The following is a 14147-nucleotide window of genomic DNA, read 5'->3' on the forward strand; positions in this document are numbered from 1 at the left end:
TCTTTGCTTTTCAGATTTTCAACGATCGATCGAATAATATGTTTAAAAAAAATAATATCAACATTACCAATTACCCATCTGTTCAGGCACAATGCGGTCCATATGTTTATCATCAATAGCGTGTTCTTTCCAGAACGGATCATACCTTACAAAGAAAGATAACCACATAGAACGGGATAATCGCATAAGGTAAGGTTGCATAATAGCGAGGAGTACGGCATTAAAACCAAGCCACCAGAAAAAGCGTGAGTCGTCCAGAGAGAAGCCTATAAACAGCCACCATACAGCAAAAGAGATGCCACAAACCATTAATGCCAGCGCATAACTTACATAGCCTGTTCCATAATAAAACCCTACTTCTATTTCTGTCGGCTGTTTGCAAACGGGGCACAATGAGTTCATCTTCATACAGGTTTTTAGTTTGTATGGATTTTTTTCTATGAACATATCACCTTGCCTGCACCGGGGACATTTACAAGTAAGCGTACTCCACAGGTATCCCGGACTTTTTTGCTGGCTCATATCGCTCGAATTTTGGCAAAGGTACGGAATATGGAAGTTGTTCGTTGTTAGTTGATAGTTGTCAGGGGCGTCTGGAAAAGGCTTTAATAATTGAAAATTGAAAATGAAGCTCGGGAAAACCATTTACAACTTTCAATTTTCAATTCTACTGCACTACTTTCTCCATCTGCATGCTCCTCGAACCCTTCAGCAGTAAATGTGTATTGCCGAATTGTTGTTGTTGGAACCAGTCCCTTGCTTCTGCAGCATTTTGAAGTTGGATGAAAGGATGTTTTATTTTGAGGAAATCTCCACCTACCAGCACCACATCTTTCCAGGAATATTTTTCTATCAGGTTAACTATGGAATGATGCTCCGCCAGGCTTTCTGCTCCTAGCTCTGCCATTGCCCCGAGCATAAGCACTTTATCTTTTGCATTCAGCTTCGCAAAATTTTCAATCGCGGCTTTCATGCTGCTTGGATTGGCATTGTAGGCATCGAGAATAATATGGTTTGTACCCAATTCCATCATTTGAGAGCGACTGTTAGATGGAACATAGTTTTCGATCGCCGATTTTATTTTTTCTGCAGGCACTTTAAAAAACTCGCCAATTGCAACAGCGGATAATAAGTTGGGGAAATTATAATCGCCTACGAGGTGGGTTTGTATACGTTCAATGTTTTTTGTGGTAACGGAGAGGAATGGCTCGTTCTGTACAATACTTCCCCAAATATCTCCCGTTGTACCGTAAGTAAACAAATGAGGAATGCCTTTGCTCATTTCACGCAGATAATCGTAGTCCCACATTACAAACGCTGTTCCATTATTTACTCTCAGGTAATCATACAATTCACCTTTGCCCTTCTTTACACCCTCTACACCTCCAAAACCTTCCAGATGCGCCTTTCCTGCATTTGTGATTAGCCCGTGCGTTGGCAATGTATAGGCGCAGTAACCTTCAATTTCCTTTTGGTGGTTGGCGCCCATTTCTATCACGGCCATTTCAGCATCTTTTCCTACACTTAATAATGTAAGCGGAATGCCTATGTGATTGTTCAGATTGCCTTGAGTAGTATAAGTTTTGTAAGTTGTTGCAAGAACAGTAGAAACCAATTCCTTGGTGGTTGTTTTTCCATTGCTTCCTGTAATAGCAATGAATGGTATATTGAATTGCTGGCGATGATGCCTGGCAAGTTGTTGCAATGCAGTTAAAACATCTTCTACAAGAATTGTCCTTTCATCAATATGGTATGTCGCATCATCTATCACTGCATAAGCGGCTCCTGTTTTAAGCGCATGCTCGGCAAATGTGTTACCATCAAAGGAAGTTCCTTTAAGCGCAAAGAAAATTGAATTCGGTGTAATCTTCCTTGTATCGGTAGTAATGGTAGAATGCTGAAGGTATATGTTGTAGAGTTGTTCAATGTTCATGAGCCAAATATAAATAATTGAATAACTGAATAACAGAATAATTGAACTTTATAAACAAACGGCGCCGCACAAACTCAGTTATTCAGTTATTCAGTTATTCAGTTATTCGCATAAAAAAAGCCATCCGTTTCCGGATGACTTTTCAAATATTGTAAACTGAAATTACTTTTTACGATTGTTCTGCTTTCTTTGTTTGTACTCGATACCAGATTTTCTGCCGTTACCAGCTGCGCTACCCACGCGGTCCATTGCGCAACGGAAACCTACAGTGCTTGCGCTTTGCTCTTCTTCGAGGAAGCGGCGTGTACCAGGACTCAACCAGTAAGCTCTGTCATCCCAGCTACCACCTTTGATTACTCTTGAGTGATCGCTGATCAAAGTAGTTTTTCCATATCCGTAAGAAACACCAGCAAGGAGAGAGTCACCATCAAGATAGTTGATTACATCACCTTTTTGATAGTTGCGGCGTTTTTTAGCTTCTTCATCAGTTACATAACGGTATTTAATTCTACCAAGGCTATCTCTTTCAGGTTTACCGGTTGTCATGTCGATGGTTTGGAAATGGTTACCGCGGTAAGAAGCCACATCATTTTCGTCAGTTGAAGATAATGGACGATAAACGTCTGCCACCCACTCACTTACGTTGCCAGACATATTGTAAAGACCGAAACCGTTTGGATAGAATGAATTAACCGGAGCAGTGTAAACAGCGTTATCGTTCAAACCACCTGCAACACCCATGTTATCACCAGCACCTCTTTTAAAGTTAGCCAGGAAAGTACCTTGCCAGCTTCCGCGACGAGTATCGCGAAGACCATTTACGTTTTGGCTCCAGGAATAAACTTGTTTATTTGTAACCAACTCCTCACCACGCTTCTTGTCATTCTTAGTAGGCATTGGGTTCTGGTTTACATAACCAAGAGCTGCATATTCCCACTCAGCTTCTGTCGGAAGGCGGTAATTTGGCAAAAGGATACCATCTTCAAAAGTTACGTTAGTACGAGGCGTTCCGTTTGGATTTTTAAGCGGATTGTTTTTAGAACGTGCGCCTTTACCGGGAGTTGCTTGGAATTCACCTAATAAATAAGATTTGGTGTTGAAGTTTTCCTGGCCAATACCCGAAACGTTTTTGATAGATTTATCGTTAATGAATCCTTTTTGGATCAGCGCAAGTTCGTTTACGCGGTCAGTTCTCCAAAGACAGAAATCATTAGCTTGCTTCCAGGTTACACCTACTACAGGGTAATTATTATATGCAGGGTGACGGAAATAATACTCAACCATTGGCTCGTTGTAAGCAAGCTCGCTTCTCCACACCAAGGTATCCGGTAAAGCTCCGTTTCTAACTGCCTGGTATTCGTCACCGTCAAAAACGGTATTGATCCAGTATAAATATTCGCGATAGTGAACGTTAGCCACCTCTGTTTTATCTATATAAAATGAGTTAACTGTAACACGTCGCGGAATATTGTTCCAATCACTCATCACGTCTTCTTCAGTAGCACCCATTGTAAAAGTACCACCTTGAACGAACACTAATCCGGGACCGCTTGGTTGTTCTTTCTCTAAAGCAACTTGATAACCGCCTTGGTTTTTATCATTATAGTTCCATCCTGTAACATCTGATTTGGCTTTTTTCTTGCCAAACAGCTTTCCATCTTTACAGGAACCAAAAAGTGCGGCACAGGATAGGAGTATCGCAAAATTTTTCCAGTTCATTTTGTATGCCATTTATGCTGGTTTTAATTTGTAATAGGTAATAACGCCGTTGATATCTAAATATTGTATCACTGCCAACTATTGTTGCAGAATTGCGAATATAAATACTTTCAACATTTTAACATTATAGTAATTGTTCCGTTTTTTGCCTAACAAATCCTCTAATTACAACATCCATGCCCTTTTACAACAAATCTTAGCCTTATTCGTTAATCCTTATAATTCAGCGAGTATTATTTTTGTACCCTCAAAAAATTACTTACCGTAAGTAGCTAGTTTTAATGAGAATACTGTTATTTTAGCCGCCGAATCATCCTCGTATTAAAAGCAATTAATGAAATAAATTTTTACTTCAAACCCCTGAGGCACGATTTTTTGTATAAAAATGGCTTTGTTTCAGAATTCACTTAAGGAAAATAAAATCTATCAATGAAAAAAGCATTGAAATTAATTGTTACAGTCGCGACAGTTTTTAGTGTTAGTTATGCAAATGCGCAAACAGAACCAATAAATGTAACCACTACAGCGGTACCGTTCCTGCGTATTTCACCGGAGGCAAGAGCAGGAGGGATGGGCGAAACAGGCATCGCGACCGCACCTGAAGCAAATGCTAACTTTTGGAACCTGGCCAAAACACCGTTTAATGAGAGCAAAACAGGCATTTCGTTAAACTATACACCATGGCTTAAAAAGCTTGGTCTTAACGATGTATATCTCGCTACACTTGGCGGTTACCACAAGCTTGATGATAACCAGGCACTTACATTCTCTATGAGATATTTTAATCTGGGAAACATTCAGTTTGTAAACGAAAACCAACAGGAACTTGGGAACTACAGGCCACGCGAATTCTGTTTTGACGCCGGCTACTCACGCAAACTTTCTGAAAAGATAGGCATGGGCCTTGCTTTGAGATATATCAACTCTAAGCTTGCAAGCGGCGACGTTTTGGGAAATGGCACCAATTATAAAGCAGCTAGCACAGTTGCAGCGGACCTCTCATTCTACTATAATGGACTTAACGCCGAAACAGGCGAAGGTTTTACGGCTGGAGCTACCCTTACAAACCTTGGCGGTAAAGTTTCTTATACTAGCGATGCAAATAAAAAAGACTTTATTCCAGCAAATCTCGGTATAGGCGGTGCCTACACAAAAGTGTTTGACGAAGCCAACAAAATAACTTTCGCACTGGATTACAATAAATTATTGGTTCCATCCTTTCCGCTTGACAGTGCGGGAAGAGAAGATTATAAAACCACCTCGTCAATCAGTGGCTGGGGAAAATCTTTTGGTGACTGGCCAGGGGCGAGCAATATCTCAGCAGGTATAGAATATAGCTACCAGAGCCAGTTCTTTGTGCGTACAGGCTATTTTTACGAAACAAAAGAAGCAGGCGACAGAAAATACTTTACAGTTGGTGCAGGCTTGAAATACAATGTATTTGGACTTAACTTCTCCTACATCATTCCGTCAGGAAGCGGTGTAAACCAAAATCCGTTGTCTAACACACTTCGCTTTGGTCTTACATTTGACCTTGATCCGACTACAAACGGAAGCGAGAACGCAAGCACCACTGAATAATTTTCTAATTGAGAGTTGACAATGGAGAGTTGAGAGTTAATGGCTCAGCTCTCCATTTTCTTTTCATACCTTTCAACTCTCAATTCTCAACTCTCAACTAAATTAAATGTCTTACAGAATAGGCTTCGGCATCGACTTTCATCAATTGGTAGAAGGCAGGGATCTTTGGATCGGTGGGATTAAAATCCCTCACACAAAAGGCGCACTGGGCCACAGTGATGCAGATGTTTTACTACATGCCATCTGCGATGCTATGCTTGGGGCCTTGAGCCTTGGTGACATCGGCATTCATTTTCCCAACACAGACGAGAAATACAAAAACATCGACAGCAAAATTCTTTTGCAAGAAACCTTCAAACTCATTTCCGACAAGGGTTATGAGATTGTAAACATCGATAGCAGCCTTTGCCTGGAAGCTCCCAAAATAAAAAAGTACTCCGGCGAAATGCGCGAAACCATTGCCCGTATTCTTAATCTTTCCATTGACGATGTATCTATAAAAGCCACTACCACAGAAACAATGGGTTTTGTTGGCAGAGAAGAGGGACTGGTGGCGTATGCAAATGTGCTTTTAAAGAAAAAAAATTGAATAACTGATCATTGAATAATTGCAGTTCTAATGCAGACTTTCCTCAATTATTCAATGATTCAATGGTTCAATGATTTACTTTTGCTCACATGTCATTACAGGTAAAAATCATCAACCAGTCAACCAATCCCTTGCCGCATTATGCCACTTCCGGCTCTTCAGGCATGGATATCAGAGCAAATCTAGAGTCGCCAATTACTTTACAACCGCTCGAGCGAACCCTTGTTCCTACTGGTTTGTTTATCGAACTGCTGGAAGGGTTCGAGGCCCAAATAAGACCAAGAAGCGGGCTTGCCATTAAACAAGGCATCACTTGCCTGAACACTCCGGGAACCATCGACGCAGATTATCGCGGTGAAATAAAAGTAATCCTCATCAATCTTTCTAAAGAAGAACAATTGATTCAACATGGGGACAGGATTGCCCAAATGGTGATCCAGAAAGTGGAGCAGGTAAGCTGGCATGAAGTTGAAGCATTATCTGAGACGGAGAGAAATGCGGGCGGTTTTGGTCACACAGGTAAAATTTAATCTGTGTAAAACATCTTGCCATGCACGAACCTTTTGCAATTACGTCCAACTTTAAAAAGTATCTGATGAAATTTTTTTCGCCTCTATTACTGGCAGCCGGCATTATTACAATCATTAGCTGTCACTCCACCAGGAAGATCAACACAGCATTGTCAAAAAAAGACACGACACAAATGGTCGTAGTGAAAGACATTCACAACGACTCCCTCGATTTTATAAAACAGACGCTGCATGCACTTGACTCCAGCAGAATTAATTTTAGTACATTCTCTGCAAAAGTAAAAGTGGACGTATGGGACAAAGATGGCAAAAAGCCAGACCTTACGGTTTTCATCCGAATGAAAAAAGACAGTATTATCTGGCTTTCCGTAAATGCTACTGTTTTCAGCTATGAGGCCTATCGTATAGTGATTACACCCGATAGCGTAAAGATGTTGAATAAGCAAGATAAGGTAGTGGAACTACGTTCAGTTAGCTATTTGCAAGAGCTTTCGCATTTGCCGCTGAAATTTTCAACGATGCAGGACCTGCTTGTTGGCAATCCAATATTTGTTGACTCAAATGTTGTTTCTTACAAAAAGAATCCTGATAACGTTACGATGTTAATTGTTGGATCTCTTTTCAAAAATCTGCTTACTATCAAAAACAATTTGAACGTTGTAAGCAATAGCAAGATGGATGATGTAGACCCGGCGCGTAATCGCACTTGTAACATTAGTTATGGCAATTATGAAAAATGGGATTCAAAAAACTTTCCAAAATTCAGAGAAATTTCTGTTGTTGAAAAGTCTAAGATCGACGTCCAGATGGACTTTAAACAATATAGCTTTAACGAAATTTTAAGCTACCCTTTCAGCATCCCGAAAAATTATAAGGCGCAATAAGCGTTAAACTTTTATATTTGATCAAATGGGGCAGTAATGCCCTTTTTGACCTTATTCAGTGCTAAACCGCCATAAATTCAAAGCATGACTAAACCATATTTTCTTTTAATAGCCATTCTTTTAACGGTCAATTGCATTGCGCAAAATCCTACCAGTGCAGATCTTAAGAAAAAACAAGCTGATATTCAAAACGAGATCGACGACTTGCGTAAATCTCTTGACGAAACCAAAAAGTATAAAAAAGAAAGTCTTGGTCAACTCGCTTTAATTCAAAAAAAGTTGCGACTACGTGAGCAACAGGTTGCACTTGTAAACCAACAGATCAATTCCATACAGGGCACCATCAATCAAAATTGGAGAGAAATCGTAAAGCTTCGTGGGGAACTTGATACGCTGAAAATTCAATATGAAAAAAGCGTTGTATATGCTTACAAAAACAGAAGCAACTACGATTTCCTGAACTTTCTTTTTTCTGCTTCCAGTTTTAATGATGCTCTGAAAAGAGTAGCGTACTTAAAATCGTATCGAGCTTACAGAGAGCAACAAGCAGAAAACTATCGCACAACGCAGGAACTGTTACAACAGAAAATATCCAACCTCAACGATAACAAAAAACAAAAGAATGAAGCGCTTGAGGAACAAACCAAACAAAGGGCTGTTCTTGAAGAAGATAAGAAAGAGCAGGACGTTGTAGTAAACAAGTTAAAGACGAGAGAAAAGGAACTCAACAAAGACATGAACGACAAACGCAAGCAGGATATTGCTTTGCGTAATGCTATTAACGCGGCCATTCGTCGCGAAATTGACGCGGCAAGAAAGAAGGCAATGGCCGAAGAAGCAGCAGCAAAAAAAGCGGCAGAAGCTAAAAGACTCGCGGACGCTGAGGCTGCCAAAAAAGCTGCGGATATTGCAAAAGCCAACAACGCTTCAAAGAATAACGCACCAACTACCACGGCAAACCCACCGGCAACAAACAATGCCGCTACAACAGTGCCGGCTACAACAGCACCTGTAAAACCAAAGCCTTCAAATAACTACAACTCTCTTGACAGGGAAGAAACAAAAGCAATGTCTGAAAGTTTTGAAAAGAACAAAGGCAATCTTCCATGGCCAATGTCATCCGGCGTAGTGGTTATGCATTTTGGCAAACAAAACTATGGCGGTCTCGTTACATATGATAACCCGGGCATTACTATTGAGGCAGGCACAGGAAGTACTGTAAAAGCAGTGTTTGATGGTGAAGTACTGGCAGTAACGTCAGTTGGGCCGGTTGAGGCGGTAATCATTCAACACGGGAAATATATTACTTCATATAGTAACCTTTCATCCACTTCCGTTTCAAAAGGACAAACGATAAAAATGGGACAAGTGATAGGCAAACTTGCAGAGAAAGATGACAATAGAGGCGAACTTGAATTCCTTATCACAAACGTAATCTCAAACGAAAGATCTGTGAATCTTGATCCGGAAAAATGGCTGCGATAAAGTTGATTGTTGTTGGTTGTTAGTTGTTAGACCTCATGTGCATCTTTCCCGCTAACAACTAACAACCATCAACCACAACACTAATTCCTGCCAACTTACCAGACCATGAACAAAATATTTCTCTTTATCTCCTTTAGCATATTTGCGGTTAACTGTTTGGCGCAAACGTCACGAAGCGCCGAACTTAAAAAAAAGCGAGCCGCCATTCAGCAGGAGATCGATGCGCTGCGACGATCGATTGACGAAACGAAAAAAGATAAAAGAGAAAGCCTTGGCCAGCTTGCCTTGATACAAAAGAAGCTCCGCCTGCGACAGGAACAGATTGACATTGTAAACGAACAGATCAGCGATATTCAAGGCGATATTGATATAAATACAAAAGAGGTCGACAAGCTTCGCAATGAACTGGATACACTCAAGCTTCAATATGAAAAAAGCGTAGTCTACGCATATAAGAACCGGAGCAACTACAATTTCCTCAACTTCCTTTTTTCCTCCACAAGCTTTAACGATGCGTTGAAAAGATTTGCCTACCTGAAAGCATATCGTGCTTACAGGCAACAGCAAGTAGAGAACTATCTCAATACCCAAACATTACTGCAGCAAAAATTATCCGACTTAAAAGACAGCAGAAAAGAAAGAAACGAGGCCCTTCGCGAGCAAACAAAACAGCAGGCAGTTCTGGTAGAAGACAAGAAAGAACAAGACGAAGTAGTTACCAAACTTAAATCACGAGAACAGGATTTAACGAAGAGAATGAATGAAAAACGCAAGCAGGATATTGCTTTGCGAAACGCGATTAATGCAGCAATACGTCGCGAAATTGCAATCGCAAGGGCGAAAGCGCTGGAGGAAGAAAAAGCAGCGAGAAAAAAAGCAGAGGCAGAAAAGAAAGCGCTGGCAGCCTCCAATAAAAAGAAAAAAGGCAGCAAAGCAAATAAAGAAAAAACCGATCCCGTTGCCCACGTTTCTTCAAAACCTGCAAAGGCCGAAGGCCCACTTGACGACAGACCCGAAACACGAGCGATATCGGCAAACTTTGAAAGAAACCGCGGGCACCTGCCCTGGCCGATGGCATCCGGAAGTGTGATCATGCATTTTGGACCGCAGTTTTACCCCAATAGCAAGGCAAGGTTTGACAACTACGGCATAACAATCGAAACCAGAGCCGGCACCAGCGTGAAAGCAGTTTTCAACGGCGAAGTTTCCGCCCTGATGTCGATCGGCCCTACTGAAGCCATAATCATTAAGCACGGAAAATACTTTACCACTTATAGCAATCTCGCAGGAGTTACTGTTTCCAAGGGCGACGTTGTAAAGACTGGACAGGTTCTTGGTAAGCTCGACGATAAGGGAGACAACCTCGGCGAACTTGAGTTCCTCATTTCAAACGACAAAATGGTAAACCTTGACCCCGAGAAATGGTTGAAATAATAATGACTGAATAGAATTTGCAATACTTTCGTATTTCTATAAAGGAGAAATTTTTTCAATATTGAAAGCAGTAGTTTACAAATCAACGGGTAGCTGGTACAGCGTAAAAACAGAAGATGGCACGCCATACAATGCACGTATCAAAGGTGCGTTCAAAATTGAGGGCCTCAAGTCAACAAACCCGGTCGCTGTAGGTGATCTTGTAGACATTGAAGACGGCGATCTTGAAAACAATGTAATGATCACCAATATTTATGATCGTCACAATTACATCACAAGGACTTCTCCCCACAATAAGAACCAGCACCACATCATAGCATCGAACCTTGATCAGTGCGTTTTGGTAGCCACATTGCGTGAACCCAAAACCTCAATGGGTTTCGTAGACAGATTTCTCATCACTGCAGAAGCCTATCATATTCCCGCAATTATTGTTTTTAATAAAGCCGACGTTTACCGCAAAAAAGAAATGGAACATTTCGAGCATTTGAAAAATATGTACGAAAGTGTTGGCTACACTGTCATTCTCACAAGCACCGTTAGTGGACACGGGGTTGACGAAGTAAAGGAACTGTTGAAGGAAAAAGTCACTCTGATAAGCGGTCATAGCGGCGTGGGGAAATCATCTTTTATCAATATCATTTTTCCTGAAAAGAATTTAAAAACCAAAGAAGTAAGCGGCTGGAGCGGCAAAGGGATGCATACTACAACGTTTGCAGAAATGTTCGACCTTCCTTTTGGCGGAAAAATAATTGATACGCCTGGCATTCGCGAACTGGGTCTTGTAGACATCCCCAAGCAAGAGCTTTCACATTATTATCCGGAAATGCGGGACACTTTACAAGATTGTCAATTCAATAATTGCCTGCATGTAGAAGAGCCAGGCTGCGCCATTAAAGCTGCTGTAGAATCAGGTAAAATTTATGCGGACAGGTACGTGAGTTATTTAAATATTTTGGGAACAATTGAAGAGGATTATAAGTAGTAAGTTTCAAGTCTTAAGTTACTAGAAGCAAACATTAACACACGTTTTTTACACTCAAACACTTATAACTTATAACTCACCACCCAAAACTCCTTAAGCTTTAAACTTCTTCGCTTTTGGCGCCTTCTCGCCGCTTAGTATGCGCTCGGCGCCCACGTTTTTACCGTTGCTGGGGCATCCATATTTAGGAGCAAATAAGCTACATGAGCTAAACATGATCAAAACTGAGCACAAAATCATTAAGCGACTTGCCAAAACTTTCATTGAAAATCAATTTATTAAATAAAAAACCCTCACGAATTTCCAGCTATAAAACGTTTTTTTCGTCGAAATATTATTCAGGTTGCATTTTAGGGCGCATGCGATTCGCCCCTGCCATTTTCCACTTTCAATTTTCCATTATTTGAACCAACTTGAATATTTGACATAATTCTCGGCAATCCTGTTTATCTCTCCACTTATCAATTCTTCTGAAATGTCTTTTATCTTTTTTGCAGGAACTCCTGCGTATATACTTCCGCTTTCACAAACTGTGCCTTCAAGTACCACCGCTCCGGCTGCGATAATGGTGTTGCTGAATATTTCCGCGTTATCCATAACTATGGAGCCCATTCCTATCAATACATTGTCGTGAATGGTACATCCATGCACCAGGGCATTGTGACCAATGGAAACATTGTTGCCTATAATGACTTTTGATCTTTCAAACGTCGCATGCAAAACGGCACCATCCTGCACATTCACTTTATTCCCCATTCTTATACTATTTACATCACCTCTTACAACAGCGTTGAACCAAAAGCTACATTGCGCACCTGCTTCAACGTCTCCCACAATTGTCGCATTTGGCGCGATATAACAATCATCTCCAAACTTTGGTGAAACTCCTTTTACTGGCAAAATAACAGGCATAAGTCTTTTTTATATTCAAAAGTAAAAAGTAAAAAAGTAAAAAAGACGTATTGCAACCGAGCGACACCATTTTTTTACTTTTTCCTTTTTACTTTTGACTTTTACTTATGAACAACAGACAATTATTTCTTCAGCATGTTGCCCAGACTTCTCCCGCTCCGCTTGCGATTGAAATTGTAAAAGCAAAAGGCACAAAGCTCTGGGACAAACAGGGAAAGGAATATATTGACCTTATTGCCGGAATTAGTGTTTGCAATGTTGGCCACCGCAATCCTAAAGTGGTAAAGGCGATAAAGAAACAAGCGGACGATTACCTGCATTTGCTCGTATATGGAGAGTTTATTGAAACTCCTGAAGTGCAATATGCAAAAATGTTAACGGACCATTTGCCGGCATCTTTGAACAGTGTGTATTTTACCAACTCCGGAGCTGAAGCAACAGAAGGTGCAATGAAACTTGCCAAACGATTTACTGGTCGACCAAACATCATCGCGTTTAATAAATCTTATCACGGCTCTACCCAAGGCGCATTAAGCATCATTGGTGATGAATATTTTAGAAATGCCTACAGACCGCTATTGCCGGGCATTAAGCATCTCGAATACAATTCACATGAAGCTATAGACGCAATTGATGAACAAACGGCTTGCGTAATTCTTGAAACTGTTCAGGCTGAGAAAGGCGTATATGCGCCATCGCTTGAGTGGATGAATTCTCTTCGACAAAAATGTACTGAAACGGGCACCCTTCTGATTCTTGATGAAATACAAACCGGATTCGGCAGAACCGGTTCACTGTGGGGATTTGAGCAATATTACATTACACCGGATATCGTTTTACTGGGAAAGGCCCTTGGTGGCGGAATGCCTTTAGGTGCTTTTATTGCTGACAAAAAGATAATGAACTCATTTACAGAAAATCCTGTGCTTGGGCACATTACAACCTTTGGCGGACATCCCGTTTGCTGTGCCGCAGGAATGGCTGCAATGAAGTTTCTTTTAAAAAATAAACTTATTGAATCTGTTAAGGAAAAAGAGTTTCTTTTCCGCGCTTTATTGAAACATCCAAAAATTCAACACGTCCGTTCCCGTGGCTTATTAATGGCAATCGAGTTCGATAGTTTTGACACCAATAAAAAAGTTATTGATGCGTGCATTATGAAAGGCGTCTTAACAGATTGGTTTTTGTTTGGAGCCAATTGTATGCGTATTGCCCCGCCCCTTACAATTTCAAAAAAAGAAATAGAAAGGGCTTGTGAAATTATAGTTGAGGTGTGTAATAGCTTGTAAAAAGCACTTTCAAAAAAGGACAGAAACAGCATTTTAGCCGTTAATTTGTTGACAAAGGCCAAGCGAATTATGAAAAAAGTTTTTTCTACTGGTGCATATATTTTCACCTGTATAACAACGCTTTTTACATGCACAATCTTTTTCTACATATAAAAGCTCGTCCTTTTTTATAAAACAAAAGGCTAATTTGAAAATTTTTTTAGGCAGATTGAGGTGACTTATTTTAGTTTGCAGTATAAAGAAGCGTTAGCATAACCAAATACAAGTTGTCACAATAAGTCACCGACCATGACTTTGAATAATTGAATTAAAAGCTTGTATTACTCCCATTAGTAACTTTTGACCTGTAATGCTTAGAAGGCTTTAACTGCCAAATTACCTATGCCTTTGTTTACCTAAGGCGGTTAAAGAATTCGCAAGTCATTACACCCATTAGTAACCATTTGACCAAACCTCCATTCATCCGACCATGATGAATGTGTCAAACAAGTAGTTTTTTTCATAGAATAAGGTTTGACCGTTAGTAACCTGGACCAATACTTTCCTTTAGTTCGTAACACAAATTCATATTGTTTTGACAGAAACAATTGCTTTGTGACCATTAGTAATCTCTGTGATCAACCTCAGTTTTCATAGAATAATTTATCCGTTAGTAACCTATGCCAGTACTTACTGTTTTTGATCGAACTCGTTTTTCATAGAATAAGTCCCGTTTGTAATCTGTGCCGATGCTTACCTAATTTACAGCATACTCGTTAGTAATCAACAACCAGATACTTGCCTTCCTAGATGTTGATCGTTGTAAA

12 protein-coding genes are annotated in these 14147 nt (G+C 40.4%); 8 read left to right on the plus strand and 4 right to left on the minus strand.

The window, feature by feature from the left end; genetic code table 11:
- Positions 1–63: 63 nt before the first annotated feature.
- From QJ048_RS03740 to QJ048_RS03750, 3 genes are all read right to left on the minus strand, one after another.
- Entirely contained in the window at positions 64–522 is a 459-nt protein-coding gene (locus QJ048_RS03740; protein ID WP_282332987.1) for a DUF983 domain-containing protein, read from the minus strand.
- A 145-nt stretch (positions 523–667) separates the two neighbouring features.
- A complete protein-coding gene (locus QJ048_RS03745) occupies positions 668–1933 on the minus strand; it encodes a UDP-N-acetylmuramoyl-tripeptide--D-alanyl-D-alanine ligase (RefSeq protein WP_282332988.1) in 1266 nt (421 codons plus the stop codon).
- Between the two features lie 162 nt (positions 1934–2095).
- Positions 2096–3664 carry an SUMF1/EgtB/PvdO family nonheme iron enzyme gene (locus tag QJ048_RS03750; RefSeq protein WP_282332989.1) on the minus strand — a complete coding sequence of 523 codons (1569 nt, stop codon included), beginning with the start codon at positions 3662–3664 and terminating at the stop codon, positions 2096–2098.
- A 417-nt stretch (positions 3665–4081) separates the two neighbouring features.
- Between QJ048_RS03750 and porV the strand changes: the two genes are divergently transcribed.
- The 7 genes from porV to rsgA all read left to right on the plus strand — a co-directional run bounded on the left by porV (position 4082) and on the right by rsgA (position 11140).
- On the plus strand, positions 4082–5233 hold the full coding sequence (porV, locus tag QJ048_RS03755; protein ID WP_282332990.1) for a type IX secretion system outer membrane channel protein PorV: 1152 nt from the start codon (positions 4082–4084) through the stop codon (positions 5231–5233).
- A 106-nt stretch (positions 5234–5339) separates the two neighbouring features.
- The gene (gene ispF, locus QJ048_RS03760) at positions 5340–5822 is read left to right on the plus strand and encodes a 2-C-methyl-D-erythritol 2,4-cyclodiphosphate synthase (RefSeq protein WP_282332991.1); all 483 of its coding nucleotides are present in this window, start codon (positions 5340–5342) and stop codon (positions 5820–5822) included.
- Between the two features lie 89 nt (positions 5823–5911).
- A complete protein-coding gene (gene dut / locus QJ048_RS03765; RefSeq protein ID WP_282332992.1) occupies positions 5912–6352 on the plus strand; it encodes a dUTP diphosphatase in 441 nt (146 codons plus the stop codon).
- 65 nt (positions 6353–6417) lie between these two features.
- Positions 6418–7236, plus strand: a complete 819-nt coding sequence (gene lolB1 / locus QJ048_RS03770) for a lipoprotein insertase outer membrane protein LolB1 (protein ID WP_282332993.1) — start codon at positions 6418–6420, stop codon at positions 7234–7236.
- 84 nt (positions 7237–7320) lie between these two features.
- Positions 7321–8721: a murein hydrolase activator EnvC family protein gene (locus QJ048_RS03775; protein WP_282332994.1), complete on the plus strand. Its 1401-nt coding sequence runs from the start codon at positions 7321–7323 to the stop codon at positions 8719–8721.
- Positions 8722–8826: 105 nt separating this feature from the next.
- The gene (locus QJ048_RS03780) at positions 8827–10155 is read left to right on the plus strand and encodes a murein hydrolase activator EnvC family protein (protein WP_282332995.1); all 1329 of its coding nucleotides are present in this window, start codon (positions 8827–8829) and stop codon (positions 10153–10155) included.
- Between the two features lie 61 nt (positions 10156–10216).
- Positions 10217–11140 (plus strand): ribosome small subunit-dependent GTPase A, encoded by a 924-nt coding sequence (rsgA, locus tag QJ048_RS03785; protein WP_282332996.1) that lies wholly within the window; start codon positions 10217–10219, stop codon positions 11138–11140.
- Between the two features lie 399 nt (positions 11141–11539).
- Here rsgA and QJ048_RS03790 read toward each other — a convergent pair whose 3' ends face one another.
- Entirely contained in the window at positions 11540–12052 is a 513-nt protein-coding gene (locus QJ048_RS03790) for a gamma carbonic anhydrase family protein (RefSeq protein ID WP_282332997.1), read from the minus strand.
- 107 nt (positions 12053–12159) lie between these two features.
- Here QJ048_RS03790 and QJ048_RS03795 point away from each other — a divergent pair, with 107 nt between their 5' ends.
- Complete coding sequence (locus tag QJ048_RS03795; RefSeq protein ID WP_282332998.1) at positions 12160–13341, plus strand: aspartate aminotransferase family protein; 1182 nt, start codon at positions 12160–12162, stop codon at positions 13339–13341.
- The last annotated feature ends 806 nt before the right edge of the window (positions 13342–14147 follow it).

The organism is Pinibacter soli, from assembly GCF_029961145.1.
Classification (GTDB): domain Bacteria; phylum Bacteroidota; class Bacteroidia; order Chitinophagales; family Chitinophagaceae; genus Pinibacter; species Pinibacter soli.